Source organism: Nocardia sp. 2TAF39 (assembly GCF_052114905.1).
In the GTDB taxonomy this organism is placed as follows: Bacteria; Actinomycetota; Actinomycetes; order Mycobacteriales; family Mycobacteriaceae; genus Nocardia.
On sequence record NZ_JBFRFQ010000006.1, the window covers coordinates 117,441 to 141,773 of the forward strand.

General features: G+C 67.1%; 27 protein-coding genes. 10 read left to right on the forward strand and 17 right to left on the reverse strand.

Features of this window, described 5'->3' with window-relative positions; translation table 11 throughout:
- Positions 1–31 precede the first annotated feature (31 nt).
- Positions 32–1,537 carry a flavin-containing monooxygenase gene (locus tag AB4Z47_RS05875; RefSeq protein ID WP_441948459.1) on the reverse strand — a complete coding sequence of 502 codons (1,506 nt, stop codon included), beginning with the start codon at positions 1,535–1,537 and terminating at the stop codon, positions 32–34.
- Between the two features lie 9 nt (positions 1,538–1,546).
- Between AB4Z47_RS05875 and AB4Z47_RS05880 the strand changes: the two genes are divergently transcribed.
- From AB4Z47_RS05880 to AB4Z47_RS05890, 3 genes are all read left to right on the forward strand, one after another.
- A complete protein-coding gene (locus AB4Z47_RS05880; RefSeq protein WP_441948461.1) occupies positions 1,547–2,623 on the forward strand; it encodes an AraC family transcriptional regulator in 1,077 nt (358 codons plus the stop codon).
- 134 nt (positions 2,624–2,757) lie between these two features.
- Entirely contained in the window at positions 2,758–3,132 is a 375-nt protein-coding gene (locus tag AB4Z47_RS05885) for a hypothetical protein (protein ID WP_441948462.1), read from the forward strand.
- A 105-nt stretch (positions 3,133–3,237) separates the two neighbouring features.
- Positions 3,238–3,966: a VIT1/CCC1 transporter family protein gene (locus tag AB4Z47_RS05890; RefSeq protein ID WP_441948464.1), complete on the forward strand. Its 729-nt coding sequence runs from the start codon at positions 3,238–3,240 to the stop codon at positions 3,964–3,966.
- Between the two features lie 54 nt (positions 3,967–4,020).
- On the opposite strand, the gene AB4Z47_RS05895 is transcribed toward AB4Z47_RS05890, so the two are convergent.
- From AB4Z47_RS05895 to AB4Z47_RS05905, 3 genes are read right to left on the reverse strand one after another with little or no spacing between them, the layout of a single operon-like run.
- The gene (locus AB4Z47_RS05895; protein WP_441948465.1) at positions 4,021–4,197 is read right to left on the reverse strand and encodes a CsbD family protein; all 177 of its coding nucleotides are present in this window, start codon (positions 4,195–4,197) and stop codon (positions 4,021–4,023) included.
- A gap of 9 nt (positions 4,198–4,206) precedes the next feature.
- The gene (locus AB4Z47_RS05900; protein WP_441948466.1) at positions 4,207–4,362 is read right to left on the reverse strand and encodes a DUF6131 family protein; all 156 of its coding nucleotides are present in this window, start codon (positions 4,360–4,362) and stop codon (positions 4,207–4,209) included.
- A 24-nt stretch (positions 4,363–4,386) separates the two neighbouring features.
- Positions 4,387–4,677, reverse strand: a complete 291-nt coding sequence (locus AB4Z47_RS05905; protein ID WP_441948467.1) for a hypothetical protein — start codon at positions 4,675–4,677, stop codon at positions 4,387–4,389.
- A 33-nt stretch (positions 4,678–4,710) separates the two neighbouring features.
- Between AB4Z47_RS05905 and AB4Z47_RS05910 the strand changes: the two genes are divergently transcribed.
- From AB4Z47_RS05910 to AB4Z47_RS05920, 3 genes are all read left to right on the forward strand, one after another.
- The gene (locus AB4Z47_RS05910) at positions 4,711–5,145 is read left to right on the forward strand and encodes a hypothetical protein (protein WP_441948469.1); all 435 of its coding nucleotides are present in this window, start codon (positions 4,711–4,713) and stop codon (positions 5,143–5,145) included.
- 123 nt (positions 5,146–5,268) lie between these two features.
- Entirely contained in the window at positions 5,269–6,438 is a 1,170-nt protein-coding gene (locus tag AB4Z47_RS05915) for a cytochrome P450 (RefSeq protein WP_441948549.1), read from the forward strand.
- Positions 6,439–6,601: 163 nt separating this feature from the next.
- Entirely contained in the window at positions 6,602–7,045 is a 444-nt protein-coding gene (locus AB4Z47_RS05920) for a hypothetical protein (RefSeq protein WP_441948470.1), read from the forward strand.
- Positions 7,046–7,170: 125 nt separating this feature from the next.
- Here AB4Z47_RS05920 and AB4Z47_RS05925 read toward each other — a convergent pair whose 3' ends face one another.
- The 3 genes from AB4Z47_RS05925 to AB4Z47_RS05935 form a co-directional block, all read right to left on the reverse strand.
- The gene (locus AB4Z47_RS05925; RefSeq protein WP_441948472.1) at positions 7,171–8,172 is read right to left on the reverse strand and encodes a DUF418 domain-containing protein; all 1,002 of its coding nucleotides are present in this window, start codon (positions 8,170–8,172) and stop codon (positions 7,171–7,173) included.
- A gap of 126 nt (positions 8,173–8,298) precedes the next feature.
- Positions 8,299–8,784 (reverse strand): hypothetical protein, encoded by a 486-nt coding sequence (locus AB4Z47_RS05930; RefSeq protein ID WP_441948474.1) that lies wholly within the window; start codon positions 8,782–8,784, stop codon positions 8,299–8,301.
- Positions 8,785–9,070: 286 nt separating this feature from the next.
- A complete protein-coding gene (locus AB4Z47_RS05935; RefSeq protein ID WP_441948476.1) occupies positions 9,071–9,466 on the reverse strand; it encodes a nitroreductase/quinone reductase family protein in 396 nt (131 codons plus the stop codon).
- Between the two features lie 332 nt (positions 9,467–9,798).
- Here AB4Z47_RS05935 and AB4Z47_RS05940 point away from each other — a divergent pair, with 332 nt between their 5' ends.
- A complete protein-coding gene (locus AB4Z47_RS05940) occupies positions 9,799–10,458 on the forward strand; it encodes a phosphate signaling complex PhoU family protein (protein ID WP_441948477.1) in 660 nt (219 codons plus the stop codon).
- A 24-nt stretch (positions 10,459–10,482) separates the two neighbouring features.
- Positions 10,483–11,418 carry a homocysteine S-methyltransferase gene (gene mmuM / locus AB4Z47_RS05945; RefSeq protein WP_441948551.1) on the forward strand — a complete coding sequence of 312 codons (936 nt, stop codon included), beginning with the start codon at positions 10,483–10,485 and terminating at the stop codon, positions 11,416–11,418.
- Between the two features lie 148 nt (positions 11,419–11,566).
- Here mmuM and AB4Z47_RS05950 read toward each other — a convergent pair whose 3' ends face one another.
- The 6 genes from AB4Z47_RS05950 to AB4Z47_RS05975 all read right to left on the reverse strand — a co-directional run bounded on the left by AB4Z47_RS05950 (position 11,567) and on the right by AB4Z47_RS05975 (position 18,450).
- Complete coding sequence (locus AB4Z47_RS05950; RefSeq protein ID WP_441948479.1) at positions 11,567–12,457, reverse strand: carbohydrate ABC transporter permease; 891 nt, start codon at positions 12,455–12,457, stop codon at positions 11,567–11,569.
- Positions 12,458–12,461: 4 nt separating this feature from the next.
- Entirely contained in the window at positions 12,462–13,499 is a 1,038-nt protein-coding gene (locus AB4Z47_RS05955) for a carbohydrate ABC transporter permease (protein ID WP_441948481.1), read from the reverse strand.
- A gap of 12 nt (positions 13,500–13,511) precedes the next feature.
- Positions 13,512–14,777: an ABC transporter substrate-binding protein gene (locus AB4Z47_RS05960; protein WP_441948482.1), complete on the reverse strand. Its 1,266-nt coding sequence runs from the start codon at positions 14,775–14,777 to the stop codon at positions 13,512–13,514.
- Positions 14,774–16,453 (reverse strand): glycoside hydrolase family 13 protein, encoded by a 1,680-nt coding sequence (locus AB4Z47_RS05965; protein WP_441948484.1) that lies wholly within the window; start codon positions 16,451–16,453, stop codon positions 14,774–14,776. Before AB4Z47_RS05965 ends, AB4Z47_RS05960 begins: the two co-directional genes overlap by 4 nt.
- Positions 16,454–16,665: 212 nt before the next feature.
- Positions 16,666–17,520, reverse strand: coding sequence for an RNA polymerase sigma factor (locus AB4Z47_RS05970; RefSeq protein WP_441948485.1), 855 nt, complete (start codon positions 17,518–17,520; stop codon positions 16,666–16,668).
- Between the two features lie 54 nt (positions 17,521–17,574).
- The gene (locus tag AB4Z47_RS05975) at positions 17,575–18,450 is read right to left on the reverse strand and encodes a haloalkane dehalogenase (protein WP_441948486.1); all 876 of its coding nucleotides are present in this window, start codon (positions 18,448–18,450) and stop codon (positions 17,575–17,577) included.
- A gap of 671 nt (positions 18,451–19,121) precedes the next feature.
- On the opposite strand from AB4Z47_RS05975, the gene AB4Z47_RS05980 reads away from it, so the two are divergent.
- Positions 19,122–19,841: an HNH endonuclease family protein gene (locus tag AB4Z47_RS05980; RefSeq protein ID WP_441948488.1), complete on the forward strand. Its 720-nt coding sequence runs from the start codon at positions 19,122–19,124 to the stop codon at positions 19,839–19,841.
- Position 19,842: 1 nt separating this feature from the next.
- Here the strand turns inward: AB4Z47_RS05980 and AB4Z47_RS05985 are convergent, their stop codons facing one another.
- Both AB4Z47_RS05985 and AB4Z47_RS05990 read right to left on the reverse strand, forming a co-directional pair.
- Complete coding sequence (locus AB4Z47_RS05985; RefSeq protein ID WP_441948490.1) at positions 19,843–20,859, reverse strand: zinc-dependent alcohol dehydrogenase family protein; 1,017 nt, start codon at positions 20,857–20,859, stop codon at positions 19,843–19,845.
- Positions 20,859–21,302 carry a hypothetical protein gene (locus AB4Z47_RS05990; RefSeq protein WP_441948491.1) on the reverse strand — a complete coding sequence of 148 codons (444 nt, stop codon included), beginning with the start codon at positions 21,300–21,302 and terminating at the stop codon, positions 20,859–20,861. The genes AB4Z47_RS05985 and AB4Z47_RS05990 overlap by 1 nt, the downstream gene beginning before the upstream one ends.
- 85 nt (positions 21,303–21,387) lie before the next feature.
- Between AB4Z47_RS05990 and AB4Z47_RS05995 the strand changes: the two genes are divergently transcribed.
- Positions 21,388–22,227: a helix-turn-helix domain-containing protein gene (locus AB4Z47_RS05995; RefSeq protein ID WP_441948493.1), complete on the forward strand. Its 840-nt coding sequence runs from the start codon at positions 21,388–21,390 to the stop codon at positions 22,225–22,227.
- Here AB4Z47_RS05995 and AB4Z47_RS06000 read toward each other — a convergent pair.
- Entirely contained in the window at positions 22,224–23,435 is a 1,212-nt protein-coding gene (locus tag AB4Z47_RS06000; RefSeq protein WP_441948495.1) for an FAD-dependent oxidoreductase, read from the reverse strand. The genes AB4Z47_RS05995 and AB4Z47_RS06000 overlap by 4 nt on opposite strands.
- A 180-nt stretch (positions 23,436–23,615) precedes the next feature.
- Positions 23,616–24,266: a PadR family transcriptional regulator gene (locus AB4Z47_RS06005; RefSeq protein ID WP_441948497.1), complete on the reverse strand. Its 651-nt coding sequence runs from the start codon at positions 24,264–24,266 to the stop codon at positions 23,616–23,618.
- Positions 24,267–24,333: the final 67 nt, after the last annotated feature.

Consider the following 24,333-nt stretch of genomic DNA (forward strand, 5'->3'; position numbering starts at 1 on the left):
CAAGTCCACCAGGAAGGGTGTTCGGCCAGCGCTAGAGAACCGGTGCCGGTTCCCGGACAGCAGATTTCGGCGTCGGAGTGAGCGTCTTGGTCAAATCCGTACGCAGGGTGGTGGCCGAATCGAGCAGGTAATTCTGCCGGACCTTCCACGGGTGGCGGTCGCCCTGGCGCGGGAAGTCGCCGATCGACCGCTGGATGTAGCCGGAGGCGAGATCGAGCAGCGGGCGCTCATCGAGTTCGCCCCGAGGTTCGGGCACTACGGCGGCGTAGCCCTTGCGGTCCATGTGATTGAGGATCTTGCAGATCAGCCGGGAGGTGAGGTCGGCGCGCAGGGTCCAGGAAGCGTTCGTGTAGCCGATGCAGACTGCGAAATTGGGGACCCCGGTGATCATCGTGCCCTGCCAGACGAACTGCTCGGCCAGGTCCACCCGCCTGCCGTCGACACTCGGGACGATGCCGCCGAAGGCGAGCAATTGCAACCCGGTGGCGGTGATCACGACGTCCGCTTCCAGCACCCGCCCCGACCGCAACCGAATACCTTCCGGCACGAAGCTATCGATGTGGTCGGTGACCACGTCGGCCTTGCCCTTCTTCATCGCCTTGAAGAAGTCGGCGTCGGGCACAGCGCACAATCGCTGATCCCATGGGTTGTAGGTGGGCGTGAAGTGCTCGGCTACGGCCTTGCCGTCCTTCAGGATTCGAGTGGTGAGACCGGTCAGCAGTCTGCGCGCGGACTCCGGGCGGCGGCGGCAGTACTGGTAGAAGCCGATATCGAACAGGATGTTCTTGGTGCGGATCACCCGATGGGCCAGCCGCGGCGGGAGCAGTTCGCGGATCTTGTCGGCCTGCTTGTCCCGGCCGGGGACGGGGCTGATCCAGGTCGGCGAGCGCTGCAGCATCGTGACCAGTTCGGCCTGCTCGGCCATCGCAGGGACCAGGGTGACCGCGGTGGCGCCGCTGCCGATCACGACGACGCGCTTGCCGGTGTAGTCGAGGTGCTCCGGCCAGAACTGCGGGTGCACCACCTGGCCGGTGAACGAGGAGATACCGGGGAACTCGGGCGTGTACGGCTGGTCGTAGTTGTAGTACCCGGCGCAGGCGTAGAGGAAGCCGCAGGTGAGTGTGCGCAACTCGATGCCGCCCGCCTCGTCGCGGTGCTCGAGCGTCAGCGTCCAGCGGGCGGTCGCGCTGGACCAGTCGGCGGAGACCACTTTGGTGCGGTAGCGGATATGCCGGTCGATGCCGTATTCCGTCGCGGTCTCCTCGATATAGCGCAGGATCGACGAGCCGTCGGCGATGGCTTTGGCGTCGCGCCATGGTTTGAACGGGTAGCCGAGCGTGAACATGTCCGAGTCCGAGCGGATACCCGGATACCGGAACAAGTCCCAGGTGCCGCCAAGGGTGTCACGCGCCTCCAGGATGGCGTAGGTCTTGCCGCGGCACTCGGTCTGCAGCCGGTAGGCCGCACCGATGCCGGACAGGCCCGCCCCGACGATCACGACATCGAGATGTTCCGGAGCTACGACGGACTCGGTCATAGTTCCAGTGTGCGATCCGACGGGTCGGCTATCTTGACTTTGCACGACAACTATTTGATTCTGAACGACATGTCGGTGATTCGGTCGGCGGGGTTGCGCGGCTATCGCGCCACGGTCGCCGAGCTGGGTGGCGACGCCGAGGCGCTGGCCACGGCATGCGGATTGCCGATCGCCGCGCTCGACACCGACGACCTGCTGGTTCCCGATCAGGCGATGGCCGCGGCGCTCGAGCTTGCCGCACACCAGCTGAACTGCCCCGATCTCGGGCTGCGGATCTCCAAGCGCCAAGACCTGGACATGCTCGGCCCGCTGGCACTCGCGATCCGGAACTCGCCCTCGCTGGCCGACGTGCTCGAATGCTCGTCGCGGTACCTGTTCCTGCACACGCGTTCCCTGAGCCTGACGCTGGAGCCCGACCCGTACGGCGACCGCGGCGTCATCGCGTTGCGCTACGGCGTGCAGCCGGGAATGCCGACACCCATCCAGGGCACGGATCTCGGGCTCGCGTTCGTGCATCGCACCATGCAACGCTTGGTGGACGACCGCTATGGGCTGCGCTCGGTCGAACTCCCCTATCGGCCGAGCGCGCCGATCTCGACCTACGAGGAGTTCTTCGGTGCGCCCGTGCGTGTCGACCGTCCGTCGGCGGCGCTGCGGGTGCCGAGCACCCTGCCGACCCGACCGCTGACCGGCGGCGACGAGAACCTGCACCGGCTGGCCATGGCGTTCCTCGCCGAACAATCCGGCGGCGCGGACGCCGCGATCGAACCGAAGGTGCGCGCCGCCGTGCAACAGCTCCTCGGTACCGCACCACCCGAAATAAGCGCTGTCGCGGGCCTTCTGACCATTCATCCACGCACCCTGCAGCGGCGCCTCGCCGCCGAGAACACCTCGTTCGCCGCGATCCTCGACGACGTCCGCCGTGACGCGGCGCGGCGGTATCTGACCACAACGGATATGCCGATGAGTCAGGTCGCCTCGCTGATCGGATTATCCGAGCAGGCGACGTTCACCCGGTGCGCCCGAAGATGGTGGGGTACAACGCCGACCGTACTGCGACGTGACGGCGCGCACGGACCGACTTAGTCATGTTCTCATCGAGCAGCGCGCGCTGGTTCGGCGGCACGGCTTGCTCGGCGGCCGCGGAGACGCCTGAATCATTGCTGGGAAGGCACGGATCGGCCGCATAGAATCCTCTGGATCGACTGGAAGGGGGCCGCATGGACGCGGTCATCAAGGAGGTCGCCGAGGAGGGCAAGCGGCTGATCGACCGTACCTGGCTGGGCGAACTGACCCGCGACCAAGCGGTGCACATGTTCGTTCAGTTCGGCGACGGACTGGTTCGCCACGACACCGCGCTGGACATCATCGACGACGGCATCGAGCGGCTGGCCGCCAATGCCCGACGACTCCGGATACTGCGGTGGTGCGCAGTACTGGAGGTACCGATGTTCGGCGCGTTCGCGCTCCTAGCCCTCCTGCTCGGCGATTTCACCACCGCGGTGTTGTCGGTGCTGTTCCTGCTGATTCTGCAGACCGTCCACCGGAGGTTCCTGCCGTATCCCCTGCCGATCCGCCACCATCCGCCCGAATAGCCGCGCCGCCGCGCCTGCTGGACAAGGTCGGCGGTCACGCGCACAGCATGGTTCGATCGCCCTGCACACCGGCACTTCCGCTCGCGGTGGCATAGTCTGCGCCTCATGGACGGAACGACCGGCGTATCGGGGGACCATCCGTACGAGCCGCACAGCGAGGGAGCCACGTCCACACTGAACTGGCTGCGCGCGGGCGTGCTCGGCGCGAACGACGGCATCGTGTCCACCGCGGGCCTCGTCGTCGGCGTCGCCGCGGCGACCACCAGCACGGGCGCCCTCTTCACCGCAGGCATAGCGGGCCTGTCGGCTGGAGCGATCTCGATGGCAGTCGGCGAATACGTCTCGGTCAGCACCCAGCGCGATTCGGAGCGAGCGCTGCTGGCCAAGGAGCGCAGGGAACTCACCGACGAGCCGGACTACGAGCTGGCCGAACTCGCAGGGATCTACGAGGCCAAGGGACTGTCCGCGGCAACCGCGCGCAAAGTCGCGGAGGAACTCACGGCGCACGACGCGTTCACCGCGCACGCCGAGGCCGAACTCGGCCTGAATCCGAAGGCGCTGACCAATCCCTGGCAGGCGGCCTTCTCCTCGGCAGTGGCATTCACGCTCGGCGCGCTGCTGCCGCTGCTGGCGATCCTGCTGCCGCCGGTCACCGCCCGCATTCCGGTGACCTTCGCCGCCGTGCTGGGCGCGCTCGCCCTCACCGGTTCGGTCAGCGCCCGCCTCGGTGGAAGTGCCCGCGGCAGGGCGGTAGTGCGGGTCGTGCTCGGTGGTGGGCTGGCCATGGCGGTGACATACGGCATCGGACAGCTGGCCGAGATTGCCGGAGTGTGAGTAACGCTGGTGCAGAAGTCGTTTCGACGTGAAATTACGGCCGCCGGTCCGGGATCAGCGCTTGAATGCGTCCCGCAACTTGTCCGCAGCCCGTTTGACGTTTCCACGAGTCCGCTCACGACGTCCTTCGGCTTCCAGACGGGGGTCCCCGGTCGCTTTGCCGAGGAATTTCCTGACACTGCCCCGGGTGGCCTGCATCCGGTGCGAGATCCGATCATCGAACTTCATCATGACGAATTCCTAGTAGTACCAACGGCGGCCACCGACCGGGCGGCCCACCGCACCGGCCAGCATCAGCACGAGGCCGATGACCAAGACGATGATGCCGGCGGTGACGAGCAACGAAATTCCGAGCAGCCATCCGACGACGAGAAGGATAAGGCCGAGAATAATCATGGTCGCATTTCCTTTTCTCGATATCTATTTCGACGTCGACACCTGCACACCGCGGGTGCCTCCGGTACGCGGAGTATCACCGGCAGGACCTGTCGCCGGCTTGCCGAACAGCCGGCGCCAGGCCGGCTCGCGGGTCGCCTTCGGTTCGGTCTGCTGGCGCACGTCAGGTGTGCCTGCCGCGAGATCGCGCCGGACCGCCGCCATTTCACGACGGGACTGCCGGAGTTCGCGGCGGGCGGCCGCGCCACGCCGTGTAACCCGCCACGCACCGGTCAGCACGAGTGCGAGCCCGAGCATCCCGATCGCACCGAGCATGATTCCGTAGCCGAACAGCGCTCCCGTGGAACCGTGGAAGTGGTAATCGAACGCCGCGAAGTCGCTCGTCAATTGCTGGGCTTCACCGATGTTGCCGACCACAGCGGCAACCCCGATGATCACTGCAGCGATCAAGACGACGAGCCCGATGATGATGATCATGACAATCCCTGTTACGTCGAGTTTGCATTACAACGCGGCTATTCCCGGCGGCAGAAGAGTCAAACCCGGCACATCGAAAAGTTTGAGCCGAGCGAATCGGTCTATGCGGAAAGCATGACGTACACCATTACTCTGCCGAACGTTACCCGCGAGTCCGCCTCGGCGATCGAAGCGAACCTGCGCGGCGTCAACGGCATCGACTCGGTCGACATCGATGTGCCCTCGGAGCGTGCCATGGTGAATTCCACGCTCGCCTACGGCGAGGTCCTCGACGCGATCCGCCGGGCCGGCGTCGCCGCCTCCTGACCGAAGCGCCGTCGGGTGCTGCCGCCATCGAGGCAGCGAGTGCGGAAATCAGCACCACACACGGATGAACAGTCCGCATCACCGACGTACGTCCACCGCCACATGCGCGATGATGACCCGGTGATGGACCTGTTCGACTCCGAGTTCGCGCGAAACCCGTGGCCCACGCTGGAGCGGCTGCGCGCCGCAGGCGGCGTACACCGTATCCGCACACCGGACGGACCCCCGGCCTGGTTGGTGACCAGGTACCGCGACGTGCGAGCGGGACTGCTCGACGACCGGCTGTCCACCCATGTCCGGCACGCGAACGACGACTATCGGGGATTCACCGTTCCACCACCGCTGGACGAAAACCTGCTCAATACCGACCCGGCCGACCACGCCCGGTTGCGCAGTCTGGTAACCGGCGAGCTGTCGCCGCGACGGCTGGCCGAGTGGACGCGATCGGCGCCCGAGCTGGTGGATTCCTGCCTGCGGGGCCTGGATGCGGGCCAGCGGGTCGATCTCGTCGAGCGACTGGCCGTGCCGCTGCCCGCGGCCGTGCTCGGCGAACTGCTCGGCCTCGACAAACCGACTTGCGAACGCTTGCTCGGCTGGGCGAAATCGACGCTGCTGCCGTCGGCGTCGCCCCCGCGCGCCCGCGACACCCTGGCCACCATGCTCGCGATCATCACCGACACCACCGAACACGCGCGGACGCACCGCACGGACACGGTGCTGGGGCGGCTGGTCACCGCGCACGCCGACACCGGGTCGCCCAGCGCCGACGAACTGGCCGGGCTGCTGTTCTACCTGCTGTTCGTCTGGTACGAGGTGCTGGTCGACCTGGTCGCGGGCGCCGTGCTGACGCTGCTCGGCCGCCCGGATCAGCGGGAACTCCTGCGCGTGCTGCCGGACAGGCAGGCCGCTGTCGACGAGCTGCTGCGCTATCTGTCCCCGCAGGTGCTGGCCGGGCCGCGCTTCGCGACCACCGAGCTGACCATCGGCGAAACGAGAATTCGGCCGGGACAGACCGTGCTGCTGTGCCTCGCCTCCGCCAATCACGACCCCGAAATCTTCGACCAGCCTGCGGAATTGGATCTCACCAGGGACCGCGGCACTCAGCTCGCGCTCGGCTACGGCGTGCATGCCTGTCTGGGCAACGCGCTGGTGCGCACGTTGACCGCGGCCGCTCTGGATCACGTCGGCACCCGGTGGCCGGATACGGTGCTCGCGGTGGACGAACGAGAGATCGCCTGGCGTTCGGGGTTTCGGCATCGTGGACCGCTGACGCTGCCGGTGCAGCTCGGATGAGATGGGGCGAGCGAACAATGATCGCCCCATCCGACGCTGCCGCTACCGTGGGGCCTGGCCTCTCGTGGTCGCTCCCTTGGGCTGACCGCACCGAAATGGGCTGGCGGAGCACTGCCCGTACTCTGTGCACCACACCCCGTCAACTACAGGAGACAGGTTGATCATGGGGGAGGATTTACACCAGTTCACGCGCGCGCTGAACGCACTGATCAATGGAATGCACCCGCCCGCAAGCAAAGACGGGCACCCGCTGGAGATCACTCACCGCGCCCTCGCCGACGACATCCGCCGCAGCACCGGGGCGAGCCTATCGGCGAACTACCTCTGGAAACTGCGCACCGGGCAGGCGATGAACCCGTCCTACGAGACGCTGGAGGTCCTGCGCGGCTACTTCGGTTTGGACAGTCTCGATCCGTTTACCGACCCGCGGCTGGCTGCGGCGCGCGGGAACGAGCGGGCGTTGATCAACGCGCTCAAGGGAAATGCCGAACACGAGGTACTGGAGGTGGTGCTTCGCGACGGGTTGCGACAGGGTACGGTCCGCCAGGAGTCGGTGCTGGCAATGCTGGATATCCTGCGCCGTATCGAGAACGAGGAGCTCGAGTGAGCGATGCGGATCACTGCCTGGATCGATACCTCGAAGGTGCGGCAGGACCACATCGTCCGCACCGCTTGCTTCCGCGGTATCAGCCGCACTGGAGTCGACGGGTGAACCTTGCCTCCCTCGTGATCTCAGTAACGGCGGCTCGGGACCCGGGAAGGCCGGGCAGGCACCCACTCCCACCAGGTGATGCAGCGCCACACCCATTCGAGCGGTCCATAACGGAAGAACCGCAACCACACAGCGCTGAGGATCGCTTGCGCCACGATGATCGCGACCGCCAAGCCCAGCAGCGCCGCGTAGTTGTCGGAACCGGACAGTCCCAGCCACGGATCCGCGAGCAGGATCACCGCCGTGGCACAGACATAGTTGGTCAATGCCATGCGGCCGAGCGGCTCGAGCACTTCCGACAGCACCTGCCCTGGCTGGATGCGCATCAACAGCAACAGGCCGGTGAGGTAGGCGAGCGCGCCGAGCAGGCCCGCGACCGGCGCGGCGGGGGTCGACCACAGCTCGAGGTAGGGCGTGCGGTACTCCCACCGGTCCGCCAGGACGGCGGCGGGCAACGCGAGGGCGAAGACCGCGCCGATCTGCCAGCCGCGTTCGTCCAGGGTGTCGGCGATCCCGTAGCGGACGGTGGCCAGGCCGAGCAGGAACAGCCCTGGCACCATGGCCAGCCCGCCGCCGAGCGTCAGCGCCACGGCGAGGGTAACCGCCGTGCCCACGCTCAGCACCACCCAGTTCGGCAGCGCGGACGCGGGCAGCAAGATCACCAACCCGACGATCGCGTACGGCAGCAGCGCCTCACCCGGTTGGAACTGGTGGTGGACCAGACCGATGACCCCGAGTGCGAGCAGGCGGCGGACCAGGACACGTCGCGGTCGGTCGGTCCGCTGGGCCGCGTTGTCCAGGAGCAGTGCGAAGCTCGAGCCGAACAGGAATGAGAAAATCGGAAAGAACCGTCCTTCGAACAACACCGACAGCACGTGCCGGACCGGAACCATCTCGCCCGGTCCTGTCGTAGCGGCCATATCGGTGATCTGCCAGATGTCGACCACCAAGATCCCGCACAATGCGAAACCACGGATGGCGTCCCATTCGTGCATGCGTAGTCGACGCTGGGCGTAGTGCATGTGTGTCACGGTATCGACCACCGCGCACGTCGGCCGTATCCCTGCGCGGAGGTGTCGGCCGACGCCGAGAAGCTTCGCACCATTCGACGGCAGCGCCGAGATGACGCACCCGTGAGTTTTCCGCCCCTAGAAGCCACCGGGCGTCGTAGGCGGCGGCTCGAGGCCGAGCTGCTGCTGCTGAACACAGACCCACTGTCGGTCCGGCGTCAGGTCCCAGTGCGCGACGACACCGCTGTGTGAGCAGTCGTCACCGATCTGATGCGCGTTTCGCGGCACGCACGTCCACTGTCCGTCGCGCATGTCCCAGTACGCGGAGATACCGCCCGCCGAACAATCGCCGCCGACCTCACGCGCGGGGCGCAGGGGCACGAGTTCGGGCGGCGTCGGCGTCTGAAGGGACTTGGCGTAAGGCCAGGCGCGCGTCCGCGTCGCCGTGGCGGCTGCCGAGTGCGGCGGCTTGTCGTCGGCCGAGTCGCCGGTGGGCTGCAGCAGGACGAGGATCCCGACCACGAGGGCGAGAACGGCGGCGATCAACGCCGCATTGGGGAGGATGCGTGAACTGTCGCCGCCACGATCGTCGTCGGGGCCGCGACCGCTGCCGGATGTGGCCATCGGTCCGCCTTCGCTGCCGGGTAGGAACTACTGTCACGAACAGCACGCCTATCCAGCAGGCTATCGAAGGTTGCCATTTGGCAGATCGACTTTCCAAAGAAACATCTTCCCAGCTCAGTGCGCATTCGAGAAAGTGCCCAGAATTAACTGGAGCACTTTCGGCACGGTGATCGCACTGTCGACGACGCAAAGCCGAGAACAGAGCCAGAGGCTGAGCGTGGCCAGCGTCGCGACTGTGGCCCGCACCGATCGGTCAGGTGATCGATCGCTGCTCCCGACTGTCCGTTCAGTCGTCCAGATCGATCCGCACGGTGAGCAGGTCGGTGCCGACGAGCCGGACGGCCGCGCTGTTGGCACGGGGCAGGGCGGCGAGACGGGCGCGCGGGTCGTCGCCGGGCAGCAGGTGCGCGGTGCCGGTGTGCCAGCGTCCGTGCAGGCGAAGCCGAATCCGGTTGTCCGCCTTGATGTTCCGAACGTACTGCGAGCGCTCCCCGAACTCGGAGACGAGCCAGAACTCCCGTCCGATCTTGCGTCCGCCGATTGGGGTGACGCGCGGCTGCCCACTGACCCGGCCGGTGGTTTCCAGGAGCGGCTGCCCAGGCAGCCTGCGAAGGATCGGGTTGCCGACCCGGCGCTGGAACGCCGTTACCACCCGATGCTGAATATCGCGCATGTTCGGCATGCCGCGACAGTAACACCGGACAAATCCGTCGGCGGTGTTCGCCGTTCGCGTGTTTCGAGCGCGGAACCGGCTTCGTCGCAGCGGTCATGGCCATCCGCGCACTCGGGCCGTGCCCGGCAAACACGCGACCAACCAACGCACAGTGCCGAACGGATGTCGGTACCGCACTGAGGCCGAGCGGGCATGCGATGAGCAATCGAATGAAAAGCCGGAAGCACCAAGGTTTTGCTGTGATACGCGGCACGACAGCGGGAGGTGTCGAAGCGGCGGCGGTTCGGCAGGAACATCGCGATGGATCGACCCGGTGCCCGTCGATAGGCGAGAATTTGGCGGTGCGGACCCAGTTCACTGCCGAGCTCATCGCGTTGACCAATGATTTGACGCTGATGTGCAGGCTCGCTCACGACGCCGTCGAACGTGGCACCGATGCGCTCGTCGACGCCGACCTCACCGCGACCTACGAGGTCTTCGCGCTCGACGAGCAGCTACAGAAGATGTACGGGGCCTGCGAGGCGCGGACTGTGGTACTGCTCGCGCTACAGGCGCCGGTTGCCCGCGACCTACGACATGTGGTGACCGCCATCCAGATCGCCGGTGAGCTGTCCGAGATCGGCCGGCTGGCCAGCCGCGTCGCCGACCAGGTGTACAAGAGTCACCCCGGACACGTGGCACAGCAGCCCATTCTGGACATCCTCGCCGCGATGGGACAGCTCGCGGCCGAGCGCACCGCGCTGGCCGGTCAGGCGGTCGCGGGCCACCACCCGGTATCCGAGGACGAACCGGGCACTCGATCGATGGAAACGCCGCACCGGCAACTGCATTCGGCGCTGGCCGACCCGGCCTCTCAGCCACCGACCGACGCGGCGATCGACATCGCATTGCTCGGTCACCACCTGGAGCGCTGCGTCGATCACACGGCCCGCATCGAACGGCTGATCTGCTTCCTCGACACCGGCGTTCCCCCGACGGCCCAACCCACCGACGACGAGTAACCCGCGTCCTACAGTGGTGTTGTGGTGTTCGACCCCGCAGCGGGGGTACTGATCTCGGACGGCGGATTGGCCACCGAGTTGGAGGCGCGCGGCCACGACCTGTCCGACGCGCTGTGGTCGGCCCGGCTGCTGAGGGACGCGCCCGACGCGATCGAGGCCGTACACGCGGCGTACTTCCGCGCCGGCGCGGATATCGCGACCACCGCGAGCTATCAGGCGTCGTTCGAGGGGTTCGCCGCGCGCGGCTCGACCCGGGCGGAGGCGGTTCGGCTGCTGCGCCGCAGCGTGGCATTGGCCCGCGCGGCGCGGGACGCCTGCGATGACGGGCAGCGCCGGTGGGTGGCGGCCTCGGTCGGCCCGTACGGTGCCGCACGTGCGGACGGCTCGGAATACCGTGGGCGCTACGGACTCAGCGTCGCCGCACTGCGAGCATGGCATCGTCCGAGGCTGGAGATCCTCGCGGATGCGGGCGCCGATCTGCTGGCGTTGGAGACCATTCCCGACGTCGACGAAGCCGAGGCGTTGGTGGATCTGGTCGCCGAAGCCGGCGTGCCCGCGTGGCTCAGCTACACCATCACGGGCTCGCGCACCCGTGCCGGGCAACCGCTCGCCGACGCCTTCGCCGTCGCCTCGGAGTCCGCTGCGGTCGCCGCGGTCGGCGTGAATTGCTGCGCGCCCGCCGATGTCGGCGCCGCGATCGAACTCGCGGCGGACACCGGCATACCGGTGATCGTCTACCCGAACAGCGGCGAAGGATGGGACGCCGACCAGCGCGCGTGGATCGGCTCCGCGCAATTCTCCGCAGCGCTTGCTACCCAATGGGTCTCGCGGGGAGCGCGCATCGTCGGCGGATGCTGTCGCGTCGGTCCTGCCGATATCGCCCGACTCGCGGCCGCACTCCCTGCGCATGCGGCCAGCAAACCGGTGCGCCCAGATTCCACCGACCGAACGCCCGGCTGACCCGGTCGGTCAGCGCCGGTGCGCCGCGCGACGGCGTAGATGTCGCGGGCCACGGCATGACTTTCCAACCCGCGGAAACTCTGCGGTCTCTCGGCGAACCGGTTGGCCGCTTCCCTTCGACGTCGTGTCAGCGGACGCAGGTGATTCATCAGCCCTTCACCCCGCCGGCCGTGAGGCCGGACACGATGCGGCGCTGGAGCAGGATCACGATGATCACGAGCGGGATGGTGACGACGGTGCCCGCGGCCATCACGGACGTGAACGGATCCTCATGTGGTTTGCTACCCGCGAACTGGGCGATCGCCACGGTGGCCGGTTGGGTCACGTCGTTCGACAGCTGACTGGAGATCAGGTACTCGTTCCAGGACGCGATGAACGCCAGGATCGCCGTCGTGAACAGGCCCGGCGCGGCCAAGGGCAGCAACACCATCCGGAAGGCCTGTGCCCGAGTGGCTCCGTCGATCCGGGCCGAATCCTCGAGCTCCCACGGCAGTTCCTTGAAGAACGCCGTGAGCGTGTAGATGGTGAGAGGCAGCACGAAGGAGATGTTCGGGACAACCAGCGCCTGGTACGTGCCGAACCACCCGATCGTGGTGAACAGCTGGAACAGTGGTGTCAAGAGCGCGACGCCGGGGAACATCGAGGCCGCAAGCACAATGCCGAGGACAAGGTTCTTGCCGCGGAAGTTCAGCCGGGCAAGCGCGTAGGCGGTGAAGATCCCGAACACGAGACCGATCGTGGTGGTGACCGCGCCGATGATGGTGCTGTTGATCAGCGCCCGGGCGAAGTGGTTACCGGTGTCGGTGGAGAACACGCTCGCAAAGTTCTCCACGGTGACGTGGGTGGGCCACGGGGTGGTGTCGAAGGTGTAGTCGGAGTGCCGGAAGGCGGCGACCACCATCCAGTAGACCGGGCCAAGGCCCCAGACGACGATGACGGCGAGCCCGAAGGAGGTGTGAGCCGAGGCGAATCGCGTGCCGAGGCGGCGTCGCGCCGGCGAAAGCCCCGACCTGCCTCGGGTGACAACTGCTGTGGACATGATGTCAGGCCTTTCGCTGCTTCTCTTGGGTCTCTACGACGTTGACGCCCATCACCTTCACGAACGCGTAGGCGACGGCGAAGATGAACAGGAACGTGATCGTCGACAGGGCGGAGGCGTTGTCGAATCCCTGCCGCATCTGGTCGATGACGAGGATCGAGAGGGTCGTTGTCGCGGTGCCGTCGCCGCCGCCACCGTCGGTGAGGATGGCCGGCAGGTCATAGATCCGCAGCACGTCGAGCACGCGGAAGAGGACCGCGACGAAGATCGCCGGTCTGATCAGTGGAAGTGTGATCAGCCGGAACCGCTGCCACGCACCGGCACCGTCCACCCGCGCTGCCTCGTACACCTCGGCGGGGACCGTCTGCAGTCCGGCCAGAATGAGGAGGGCCACGAACGGGGTGGTCTTCCAGGCGTCGGCGACGACGACAGCGAACCGTGCCGGCCACGTGTCGCCGGTCCACAGGATCTCGGTGCCGAGGATCTTGTTGGCGATGCCGTCATAGGCGAAGACGAAGGACCACAGCTTCGCGCTCACAGCTGTCGGGATCGCCCAGGCCACGAGGATGCTGGTACGCAGCAGCGCCCGGCCGCGGAACGCGCGGTTCATGATCGTGGCGAACCACAGTCCCAGCACGACCTCGACGGCGACGGTGACGACGGTGAAGAACACGGTGACCCACATCGACTGCCAGAACAACGAGCCGAGGGTGCCGCTGGGGCACGGGACCGCGGTGCCGGTGGAGTCGGTGCACCGCTGCAGCAGCCAGTGGCTGTAGTTGGACAGGCCTGCGAAGCCCTGGTCGACGAACTTGCCGGTAGCCGGGTCGATCGCCGGGTCCTTGAACAGCGACAGCACCATGGCGCTGACCACCGGGTAGACAATGACGACGCCGAGCAGGATCATCGTCGGCAGGATTAGGAGGATCGCCACCTTGCTCTGCCCCTTGCGGTGTACCGATGGCGGTTCGCCGGTCGGGAGATCATCCGGGTGGAGCACGGTCTCGGCCGGTTTCTCAACGGGTAGATCTTGAAGACTCATCGCACATCTCCTCTAGGACCCGGCCGCCGAGATGGCGGATCGAATGTCGGCGACGGCCTGGTCCACCGTCTTCTCGCCCCTGATCGCGGCATACGCATTGTTTTGAACCGCCCGCGTCACCGCCGGGTAGAAGGGGGTAATCGGGCGTGAGACCGCGTTCTCGATCGACGTCTTCAACGTGGGGAGATACGGGTACTGCGCAATCAGCTTCGGGTCGTCGTAGACGTCGGCGCGTACCGGTGCGAGGGAGCCCCGCGACAGAAAGAATTCCTGGGTCTTCTTGTTCATCATGAAGGCCAGGAAGTCATGGGCGGTGGCCTTGTGCCCGGAGTACACGTTGATCGCGACGTTGTGGCCGCCGAGGCTGGAGCTGCCGGTCCCGATCTTCCCGGGCAGCGGGGCGACGGCGAACTTGCCTGCCACCGCGGAACTGCCCTGACCGTTCATCAGGCTGTACGCGTACGGCCAATTACGCATGAACATCAGGCTGCCGCTCTGGAAGGCCTGGCGCGCCTGCTCCTCCTGGAACGTGACTGCCTCGCGTGGGATGTCGCCGTTCCGGTAGGCGTCGACGAGCGACTGTAGTCCGGCCTTGGCCTCGGGGCTGTCGATGGTCGGTGTCACCCCGTCCGCACCGATGATCGAACCGCCCGCCGTAGTGATGGCTTCGGCCGCATTCACGGTGAGCCCCTCGTACTTGGCGTACTGACCGGCGTAACAGCCGATTCCGGTGTCCCGCGCGGCACCACACCGCGCGATCAGCTCGTTCCAGGTGGCGGGCGGGTGGTCCACGAGATCGGTGCGGTAGTAGAGCAGCGCGCCGTCGCTGACCTGCGGGGCCGCGTACAAGACGTCGCCGTAGCTGGCACCCGTCACGATGGGCTCCAGCAACTCGGCGGTGTCGATCCACATCGGGCCCTCGAGTGGCTGCAGCCATCCGCGGGCCGCGAACTCGGCCGTCCAGACGACGTCGACGGCGGTGACGTCGTACCCGGAGTCGCGGGACTGGAAGTGCTGCACCAGGTCTTCGTGCTGCTGGTCCGGCTTGTTGGACTGTTCTTTGAACATCACCTGCTCGCCGGGGTGCGTCGCGTTCCATTCGTCGATGAGGGGCCGGATGACATTCGAGTTGTCCTTGCCCTGCACATAGGTGATGGGTCCGCGTCCGTCGAGGTTGCCGTGTTCGGCTCGCGCGGCAGCCCTGATTCCCTGGTCCGCACAGGACGTCAGGGCCAGCATGATTCCGGCGGCAAGCACTGCGATCGCGCCACGCCTCATCTGTCACGCTCCGGTTCCGTCAGCCATACCGAGGTGTCGGCCGGGAGCACACCGCCGGTGACGCCCGGCCCCGATGCCAGGATCACCTGCATGCCCGCGGGCAGTTCGGTGTCGGTGGCTCCGGCGTTCACCCAGCACTGAACGCCGCCGCGGGCGAACGCCAGCACGTCACGAGGGGTGTCGAGCCACCGCACCGGCTCGTGCGTGGTCCACAGTTGCGGACGGAGCGCGAGGACCTGGCGGTACAGGGTGAGGAACGACCCCGGGTCGCCATCCTGGGCCTGCACGGTGTGTGGTGCCCAGTGCCCGGGCTGCGGCAGCCAGGGGTCCTCCTCCGCGTCGAGCGGCGAGAAGCCGTACGGGGCTTCGTCGTCCGACCACGGGATCGGCACACGGCAACCGTCCCGGCCGACGTCGGTGAAGCCGGTTTGGAACCACGTCGGATCCTGACGCACCTCACCGGGGAGATCTTCGACCTCTTCGAGCCCGAGCTCTTCACCCTGGTATATGTACGCCGTGCCCGGCAACGCCACCTGCAGCAGCACGGCCGCGCGGGCACGGCGACGCCCCAGCGCGAGGTCGGGCTGCTCGCTGGCCCAACGGCCTCGCTCCCAGTCGGTTTCGACCAGGTGGTGGGGCTGCGAGCGAGAGTAGCGGGTGACGGTGCGGGGGACGTCGTGGTTGGAGAGCACCCACGTCGCGGGCGCACCCACCGTCCGGGCCTGCGAGAGGGCGTCGTCGATCACGGCGCGGATGCTCTCTGCACGCCAAGGGGCACGGAGGAAGTCGAACTGGAACGCGGTGTGCAGCTCGTCCGGACGCAGGTAACGAGCCAGACGGTCGTTGCTCGGCACCCAGGCCTCGGCCACGAAGACGCGGTCGGTGTACTCGTTCGCAACCGCGCGCCACCCGCGGTACACCTCGTGCACGGCGTCCTGATCCCATGCCGGGTGCGGGTCGGTGTGTTGCGAACCGGGCAGGCGCTCACCGGCATCGGGCAGCGCGGGGTCCTTGGTGAGGCCGTGCGCGACATCGATCCGGAAGCCGTCGACGCCCTTGTCGAACCAGAAGCGCAGGATGTCCTCGAACTCGGCTCGCACCTCGGGATGCTCCCAGTTCAGGTCGGGCTGGGCGGGTGCGAAGAGGTGGAGATACCACTCACCGGTATCGAGACGGCTCCACGCGGGACCGCCGAACGCGCTCTGCCAGTCGTTGGGCGGCTGGTCGCCGCGCGGCCCGCGCCCCGGACGGAAGATGTACCGGTCGCGGGCGCCCGGCTCGTCGCGCAACGCGGCCTGGAACCAGCGGTGGTCGCTGGAGGTGTGGTTGGGAACGATGTCGAGAATCACGCGGATGCCCAGCTCGTGGGCCTCGACGATGAAGGTCTCGCCCTGCTCGAGGGTGCCGTACGACGGTTCGATGTTCCGGAAGTCGGCGACGTCATAGCCGGCGTCGGCCATCGGCGACGGGTACCACGGGTTGATCCACACGGCATCGACGCCGAGCTGGCCCAGATACGAGAGCTTCGATCGCAATCCGGTCAGATCGCCGATGCCGTCGCCGTTCCCGTCGGCGAAGCTGCGGATGTAGACCTGGTAGACGACGGCCGTCTTCCACCACGGTTCCGTCTCTCGGGCCGTAGGGGGGTGTGCGGCCGACTGCACGGACTGCGACATCGAATCTCCTCGAAATGGCACGTGAACGTTTGCCTCTATAGAGTCATTACAGCGCTGCGGCGCAAGGTCGATGCCGCGATTGTCGTCGCATTTCCGCTCACCCTTCGGGAGCGGATCCGACTCGCGGAGATGGACGTATCGGCGGTTGTCGTCGGCACCACGCTGGCGATTCGGTCTCCTGTGCCGGCACTCACCGCACCGGGCTGCGACTTCTAGTCCAGCAGCGGGAACCGGCCCGAGTCGAGCAACCCGGCGATCGCATCCAACTTCGCTTGCGGCGCCGCGTAATCCGGGTGCGCGCGTAGCACCGACGCCGCGTCGTGCAGCCGGATCATCTGCTGCTCGGCAACCACTGCGGTGCGCCCGCCCTGGCTTACCGCGTGCCTGGCGAAAACCGGCCCGCGCGGGTCGACGCGACCGAGGGCCAGCGCCTTGTCCACCCGGCGCGAACAGCGGCAGAACGCCGTCGGGTCGATGAGACCACAGGTCGCGTTCAAGAAGTTGCCGAGCCGTTTCTTGGCCCGCTCCAACCGCTTTCGGTAGGCGACAGGTGTGATATCGAGAATCCACGCGGAATCGACGGAGCTCAGCTCGAACACCTCGCCGAGCACGAAGGCGATCCGCTCGTCGCGAACCAGACATTGCAGCATGGCCTGGCTGCAGTTGAGCCGCACTTCGGCGGTCAGCAGCGCCGCCTCCGGCCCGCGGTAGTCGGCGTCCGCCAACCCGTCGGCCAACCCTTCCCGATAGGAGTCGAGGCTGAGCTGCGCGGCCTCCTGCGCGGTCTGCCGCTTCAGGTTCAGCAGGTAGTTGACGCCGATCCGGTAGGCCCAGGTGAGCAGCTTCGCCTCGGCCCGCCAGGTGTGCAGGTGGCCGAGGACACGCAGCAGGATCTCCTGCGTCGCGTCCTCGGCTTCCGGGGGTCGCCAGACCATGCGCAGGGCCAGCCGGTAGAGCGGGTCCTGCAGCAGCCGCACCACCTGCGCGACAGCCTCCCGGTCGCCCGCGACCGCACGGGCGACAATGGCCTTCTCTTCGTCCGCGACCAGGTCGTGCTCCGTGCCCATTCGGCCATCATTCGGGCTGCCCGCAGAACGCGCAAGAAGCGCTGATCAGGTGGGTCAGGGCCGTGCGGCGAGCGCACCGAGCACAACGTGCCTGTCCAGCCAGTCCGCGACCGCCCGGCCGATCTCCTCCGGCCGGTCTTCCGGCGCGTGGTGCCCGGCCGGGCCGATCGGCGCGACCTCGGCGCTCGCGAATGTGGTCGCGGCCCATTCGACCGCCTCCGGCGACCCGAGCCCGACCCCGTTCTCCAGCGCCATCACCAGTTTGGGTACCTCGGGCGTCGCGGCTGCCCAGGTGCCGTAGTTCCGCACGATGGCGACGACGTCGGCGGGTTCGCCGTCGAGCGGGAACTCCCTGGGCCACACCAGCAGCGGCTTGCGCGAGGCCGGGGTCGGATACGGCGCCCGGTACACGTCGTGGTCCTCGGCGGAGAGGGCGGCCACTCCATTCGGAAGGTTGAACTCGATGAAGGTGTTCTCCTCCAACACCATTCGTTCGCCCTCGTCCGAGCGGAACCTACGGAACAGCTCGGCGCCGAGCCCGGGCAGTTCGTCCCAGCGCATCGGCCGCAGGAAGGTCTCGATCAGCGCGATGCCGCGAACCCGGCCGGGATGCCGTGCGGCCCAGTCCATACCGAGCGCTCCGCCCCAGTCGTGACCGACCAGGACCACCTGGTCCAGCCCGAGCGCGTCGAACCAGGCATCCAGGTATGCGGCGTGATCGGTGAAGCGGTAGCCGATATCGGGCTTGCCCGACTCCCCCATCCCGATCAGGTCGGGTGCCAGCACCCTGGTCCGGTCCGCGACGTGCGGTAGCACGTTGCGCCACAGGTGTGACGACGTCGGGTTGCCATGCAGGAACACCACCGGCACCGTCCCCTCGCCGGTGTCGCGGTAGCTGATGAACGAGTCGAGAATGTCGACGGTAGGCATAAGGTTGTCCTCCAAATATCGGCTTGCTCCCTATGCCTGTTTTCGACACACGATCACGGCAGGTGTGACCGGTTTTCAGGTGACGCTTGTCACAGTGCGGTGTGGCCGGAGAAATCCGCAGGAGTGCAGTAGATGACTTGCGGATACTGAAGATCAGCTGAGAAACTTTCGGGTACAGCGGCACGAACTTGCCAAGGCCACCGGTCGCTATCTACTGTCTTGATACGTAGAACAAAGCGTAGTCGGGACGGAGAACAGCGGTGCGGCAGCGACTGGTGAGCAACCGGTTACGGATGGCCGAGGCAGCCGACGCGGACCGGATTCCGATTCACCCCTGATCATCACGAGCGAGCTCGGAGTCGGTGCGGCTCGACACCTCGGGACCTCCCTCATCAGCCCCGTGGTGTCGTAGAGTGCGGTCCTCGGACTGGACACCCGTCCGCACAGCCGCACCACCAGTCTCCCTCGTGAGTAGCCGCCCTCGAGTCGGCGCCGGCACGGCGACTCGAGGGCGGGCCCACATTCCTGTCGGCCTGTCCAGTCACCTTGGCAAACCGACGAATACCGTCCAGCTGTGCCGAATCTCATACGCGCCGTTCGGTTATTTCGTCGCGATCACCGGATACCTTGACGCCGGTTACAGTTGAAGTGCGTTGGCGTGAGGAAGTTCGATGAAGTTCACAGCACGGCGGCCGGCTCGGATCGGCCTCGTGGTCGCGGCATTCGTCGGACTGGCATGCTTTTCCGTCGGCTGCGGCGACTCGACCGCGAAAGTCGCGTGCGGCTCCGGCCGCGTGTGCAGCGACACGCCGGCACCCATGCCCAGCCGCGACGCGCTCGCCCTACTCGATTCCCTGCGTGTCGCGGGCCGCGCGGCCAAAACCGGTTACAGCCGTGATGAATTCGGCCCGGCCTGGTCCGACGACGTCTCCGTGCCCGGTGGCGACAACGGCTGCGACACCCGCAATGACATCCTGCAGCGCGACCTCACCGACGTGACGTTCAAGTCGGGCAAATGCGTCGTCGCGACGGGCACGCTGAACGACCTCTACACCGGAAAGACCATCCACTTCGTGCGTGGCACCAAGACCTCCGACGAGGTGCAGATCGATCACGTCATCGCGCTGTCGGACGCCTGGCAGAAAGGCGCACAACAGCTTTCCGCCGAACGCCGCCGAGATCTGGCCAACGACCCACTGAACCTGCAGGCGGTTGACGGACCGACCAACCAGTCCAAGAGCGATTCCGACGCAGCGTCCTGGCTTCCACCGAACAAGGGCTACCACTGCGCCTACCTGACCAGGCAAATCCAGGTGAAAGCGGCCTATCGGCTCTGGGTCACCCAGCCCGAAAAAGACGTCATGATCCAGAAACTGAGCACCTGCCCCTGAGCTACGGCAACTCGATGACCACCTTGCCGAATGGATCACCGGTGCGCAGGTGGTGGTAGGCCGCCTCCGCCTGATCGAAGGGAAAGACCCGATCGATCACCGGACGCATCCGGTGCTCGTTGATCGCTCGGTTCATTGCCTCGAAATCGGCTCTGCTGCCTACCGCGATCCGACGAATGGACAGATAGGACGTCCCGAATGGGTTGCCGGTGGGCGCAGCCTCGGCGGGCATTGCGCCGACCATGGTGATCCGTGCGTTGTACGCACCAGACCGCACCGATCGCGCCAGCGTCGGCAACCCCACCGCATCCAGGACATGTTCCACACCGTCGCCGCCGGTGCGGTCCAACACGGCCCGCTCCCAGTCCGGCGTCCGGCTCCGATCGATCACCTCGTCGACGCCGAGCTTGCGCAGCCGCTCGGCCTTGTCCGCATCGGAGGTAATCGAAATAACCTCGGCCCCGAGCATTTCGGCGTGCTGCGCGCCGAACAGCGCGACCGCTCCGCTACCGACGATCAGGACACGCTCGCCCGGCAGGACCGGAAGCGGTGCGGTGAGCGCCGCCCAGGCAACCACGCCCGCACAGGTCAGTGTGGCCGCTTCGATATCGGTGAGATGCCCGGGGACGTGCACCACCGAATCCTCTTCCAGTACCGCGTACGTGGCGAGCATGCCGTGATACGTGGCGCCGTACTGCTCGAGGACATGCGACTGCCGTTGCGGACCATCGATCCACCGGACGAAATACGTCGCGGTTACCCGGTCGCCCACCGCGGCGCGGGTCACCTTGTCGCCCACCGCGATCACTTCGCCGACGCCATCGGAGAGCGGCACGATCCCAGGTGTGGCCGGAAGCGGATAGGTACCGTCCAGCAGCATCAGGTCGCGCCGGTTCAGCGACGCGGCCAGCACGCGAACCACGACCTGGTGCGAACCCGGCTCCGGCGTCGGCTGCGGTGCGATGGTCAGACCGGCCGGGCCGCGCGACGGGTCCAGGTGGTAGGCAACCGCGCTCATCACGCGACCCCGATGTACTGGTGGTCCCACCGGATCCGGCCCTCATCGTCGAGTGCGACGACGTCGTATCCGCCGCCGGCAACCGCCGCGCCGTCCCTGGTCACCATCCGCCAGGTGAAGCCGATCAGGTCGGCCGACAGGCGGACCGCCCGCCCGCCCAGCACGAATACGTGCTCGCCAGGGGCGACGAACATTTCGTAGGCGCGGTCGACCCGACGGTCCGATGCTTCGTAGCCGCGGATCTCCACGGTCGGGATCGGGAAGGACAGCGCGGCGAGCGCCTCTCGCATTGCCTGCGGCGGATCCACCAGCACCTGCGCGCCGTCCACCGCCCACAACTCCCGGACCTGCTTGTGCCGGATTACGGCGTCGGGCTCATTCCACATCGCGATATACCGGTCGGTGAAGTCTGTCAGCTGCTGCTCATCGAGTTGGTTGCTCATGCGACAGAGTTTCGCCGGTCCCCCTGTCGCGTGCGATTCCCCGCGGGGAATGGCGGAGCAACCCCGCGGCATCGATACTGCTGAGATGACGACGGCGATCGAGTCCGGGTTCGCTCGGCAGCTCAAACACTGGCGGACCCTGCGGCGGGTCAGCCAGCTCGACCTCGCGATCCGCGCCGACACGACGCAGCGGCACCTGAGCTTTCTGGAGCAGGGGCGGTCGCGGCCGGGACGCACCATGGTGGTGCGGCTCGCCGAGTCGCTGGACTTGTCCCTTCGCGAGCGCAACGGGCTGCTGCTCGCCGCTGGCTACGCTCCGGTCTTTCCCGAATCCGACTTGGACACTGCGGAATTGGCGCCGGTACTGGAGGCGCTGATGGCCATCCTGGACGGCCACCTGCCGTACCCGGCGTTGATCGCCCGGCCCTACGGCATCCTGCTCGCCGCCAACGCCGCATTCGACGTGCTCACCGAGGGCGCCGCACCGTGGCTGCTCGAACCCCCGGTCAATGTGCTGCGGCTCGCGCTGCACCCCCGTGGCTTGGCGGCCAGGGTGCTCAACCTGCCGGAATGGGGCAGGCACGTCACCGAGGCGCTACGGAGCAGAGTCGCACGCAGCCCCGACCCCGCCTTGGACGAGCTGATCGCCGAGCTGGAAGGCTATCTGCCACCGACAGGTCCGGGCCAGGACCATCTCGGCTTCGCGGTGCCGCTGCGCCTGCGCGGCGACGAGGGCGAGCTGCGCTTGATCACCACCATCACCTCGTTCGCCACCGCCGTCGACATCACGCTTGCCGAGCTGCAGTTGGAAGCGTTTCTGCCCGCGGACGAGGAGACCGCGCGGCTCCTGCGCGAGCGCGCCGCACTGCGATCCGGGTCGGACAAGTCCTGCCGGTCCGAGGGACCGGCAGGACCACTCGCCTAGACGGAGCTCGTCACGAGTTCGTCGTCGGCAGGCGCGTCCCAGTCGATCCGATAGCGCTGCTCGGGCCCCATGGTCTTCTCCGGGTTCATCAGTGTCTTGACCATGAGCGGCATCAGCAGCTGCATCGCCTTGCGCGCCACCGGCCCCGGCGTCTTGCTGTGGTTGATCTTCGCCGCGCGTGCCGCGACCCCCTCCACCCGGCTGCGCCGCAGCCGCTCGTAGACAGCGAACGCCTCGGCGGGTGTCGGCAGATCACGCAGGCACCGGGCCAGCTGTACGGCGCTCTCGATAGCCAGCGAGGCGCCCTGTCCGGAGCTGTTGGACGGCGCGTGCACCGCGTCGCCGACCAGCACCATCCGCCCGCGGTACCAGTGCGGCACCGGCGGCATGATGTGCAGCGCACCGGTCACTTCGAGCTGGTCCTCGGTGGTGCGCCGGGCCAGTTCGCCGCCGGGATCGTCGTCGCGGTAGGTCTCGCGCAGGACCTCGAGCCAGTGTGTTTTCGGGATGGCCCGTGCCGCGGTGAGCGACAGGTACTCCTTGTGCGGCAGGTTGGCTCCCCACATCACCCTTCCGTCTGTGGTTCGCCAGTAGAGGTAGTACGCCCGCTTGCCGAATGCGAAAGTCATGGTGTCGGGCGGGACGTCGACGTCACACTCGGTGATCGCGCCGAAGCCGAGCATGCCGAGGTAGTCGGGACCGGGCGCGTTCGGGTCGATCAGGTCGCGCACTGTCGAGCGGATGCCGTCGGCACCGATGAGCACGTCCGCGGTGGACGTGCTGCCGTCGGCGAACCGGGCGGTGATGCCCGATTCGTCCTCGCGCACGTCGACCAGACGCTTGTTGTACTCGAAGAGGACGCCGGCGGTGACCGCGTGCTGGTGCAATGCCCTGTGCAGTTCGCTGCGGTCGACCACCTGCAGGGGCGGGACATCCGGCAGGCCGGGCACCTGCAGGAGCTTGCCGCCGACGGACATGTTCATCCCCGTGACGGGCAGCGCGATGTCGCGCACGGGATCGCCCGCGCCGATGAGGTCGAGGGCGGCGACGCCGTTCGGCGCCAGCGCGAGCCCACTGCCGATGCCATAGGACGGGCCGGGATAGGCCTCGTAGACGCGGGCTTCGATGCCCGCCTTGCGCAGGGCCGTCGCGACGACGGGTCCGGCGATGCCGCCGCCGATCACGAGGGCGGTACGTGTTGTGGACATGGGTGTCTCCAGGATCTGTGCGATACGGGTTGTGGTTCCCCGAACCGACCCGCGCGTCATCCACCTGGTTATCCTGTGGTTGCCAGCCTTGTAGCCGGGTGCGCGTTCGCGGGCGCGGTTCGAGACTGTTCGATCGGGCCCGGCGGCGGTGTTGCCGCACCCTGCCGGGCCCGGTTTCGGCTAGTTCTCGGTCGTCCCCCTCTCCACCAGCTCGACGACTTCCGACGGGTCCATGCCACGCTCGTGCCAGTCCCGCCACTGCGTCAGTCCGGGGAAGGTGCCCTTGGTCAGCTCGTCGCGCAGGGAACGCGTCCATGCCGCTTCGGCTTCCAGCATCGCGAGCCCGAATTCGGACTCGACGACGAACAGTCGCGGCAGCTCGGCGGCGGCGAGCTCGTCGAGTTCGCGGCGCACAGCCTCGATGTTGCGCCCCAGCGCATCGAGACGCCGGCCCAATAGCTCGATCACCTCCGCAGGCGGCAGTACCGCGAGGATGGACAGGCCCGCGACGAACCGGTGGTGTTCCGGCTCGGGGGTTGCGAGCAATTCCCTGGTCCAGTCGGCCATCTCGGCGCGACCCATGTCGGTGATCCGATAGATCACCCGCTCCGGTCGCGCACCGTCGCGCTCGCTGCCGACGACTTCCAGGAAACCGACCTTCTCCATGTTCTGTACGACGGTGTAGAGCGAGCCCCACTTGATGTCCATGTCTCGCTCTTTGCCCCGGTCCCGCAGGGTCTGCGCGATCTCGTACCGGTGCATCGGCCGCTCGACGATCGCGGAGAGCACCGCGAGTGCGAGCAAGTTGTTCACTTTGCGCTTCTCGGCCACGGCACCTCCCGATTACTCGTATACGAATATACGTCAACGAGTAATCGGCCGCAAGCTTCGGATGGCC

Bases quoted from the DNA above. Each gene is read 5' to 3' on its own strand.
- AB4Z47_RS05915 (WP_441948549.1), top strand. From the start codon at position 5,269: ATGGACCTGTTCGACTCCGAGTTCGCGCGAAACCCGTGGCCCACGCTG.
- AB4Z47_RS05955 (WP_441948481.1), bottom strand. From the start codon at position 13,499: ATGAGTCTTCAAGATCTACCCGTTGAGAAACCGGCCGAGACCGTGCTC.
- AB4Z47_RS05985 (WP_441948490.1), bottom strand. From the start codon at position 20,859: ATGAGCGCGGTTGCCTACCACCTGGACCCGTCGCGCGGCCCGGCCGGT.
- AB4Z47_RS05925 (WP_441948472.1), bottom strand. From the start codon at position 8,172: ATGCACTACGCCCAGCGTCGACTACGCATGCACGAATGGGACGCCATC.
- AB4Z47_RS05875 (WP_441948459.1), bottom strand. From the start codon at position 1,537: ATGACCGAGTCCGTCGTAGCTCCGGAACATCTCGATGTCGTGATCGTC.
- AB4Z47_RS05935 (WP_441948476.1), bottom strand. From the start codon at position 9,466: ATGCCGAACATGCGCGATATTCAGCATCGGGTGGTAACGGCGTTCCAG.
- AB4Z47_RS05980 (WP_441948488.1), top strand. From the start codon at position 19,122: ATGAAGTTCACAGCACGGCGGCCGGCTCGGATCGGCCTCGTGGTCGCG.
- AB4Z47_RS05950 (WP_441948479.1), bottom strand. From the start codon at position 12,457: ATGTCCACAGCAGTTGTCACCCGAGGCAGGTCGGGGCTTTCGCCGGCG.
- AB4Z47_RS05885 (WP_441948462.1), top strand. From the start codon at position 2,758: ATGGACGCGGTCATCAAGGAGGTCGCCGAGGAGGGCAAGCGGCTGATC.
- AB4Z47_RS05970 (WP_441948485.1), bottom strand. From the start codon at position 17,520: ATGGGCACGGAGCACGACCTGGTCGCGGACGAAGAGAAGGCCATTGTC.
- AB4Z47_RS05965 (WP_441948484.1), bottom strand. From the start codon at position 16,453: ATGTCGCAGTCCGTGCAGTCGGCCGCACACCCCCCTACGGCCCGAGAG.
- AB4Z47_RS05930 (WP_441948474.1), bottom strand. From the start codon at position 8,784: ATGGCCACATCCGGCAGCGGTCGCGGCCCCGACGACGATCGTGGCGGC.
- AB4Z47_RS05960 (WP_441948482.1), bottom strand. From the start codon at position 14,777: ATGAGGCGTGGCGCGATCGCAGTGCTTGCCGCCGGAATCATGCTGGCC.
- AB4Z47_RS05990 (WP_441948491.1), bottom strand. From the start codon at position 21,302: ATGAGCAACCAACTCGATGAGCAGCAGCTGACAGACTTCACCGACCGG.
- AB4Z47_RS05900 (WP_441948466.1), bottom strand. From the start codon at position 4,362: ATGATTATTCTCGGCCTTATCCTTCTCGTCGTCGGATGGCTGCTCGGA.
- AB4Z47_RS06000 (WP_441948495.1), bottom strand. From the start codon at position 23,435: ATGTCCACAACACGTACCGCCCTCGTGATCGGCGGCGGCATCGCCGGA.
- AB4Z47_RS05975 (WP_441948486.1), bottom strand. From the start codon at position 18,450: ATGCCTACCGTCGACATTCTCGACTCGTTCATCAGCTACCGCGACACC.
- AB4Z47_RS05905 (WP_441948467.1), bottom strand. From the start codon at position 4,677: ATGCTCGGTGCGATCGGGATGCTCGGGCTCGCACTCGTGCTGACCGGT.
- AB4Z47_RS05890 (WP_441948464.1), top strand. From the start codon at position 3,238: ATGGACGGAACGACCGGCGTATCGGGGGACCATCCGTACGAGCCGCAC.
- AB4Z47_RS05920 (WP_441948470.1), top strand. From the start codon at position 6,602: ATGGGGGAGGATTTACACCAGTTCACGCGCGCGCTGAACGCACTGATC.
- AB4Z47_RS05895 (WP_441948465.1), bottom strand. From the start codon at position 4,197: ATGATGAAGTTCGATGATCGGATCTCGCACCGGATGCAGGCCACCCGG.
- AB4Z47_RS05995 (WP_441948493.1), top strand. From the start codon at position 21,388: ATGACGACGGCGATCGAGTCCGGGTTCGCTCGGCAGCTCAAACACTGG.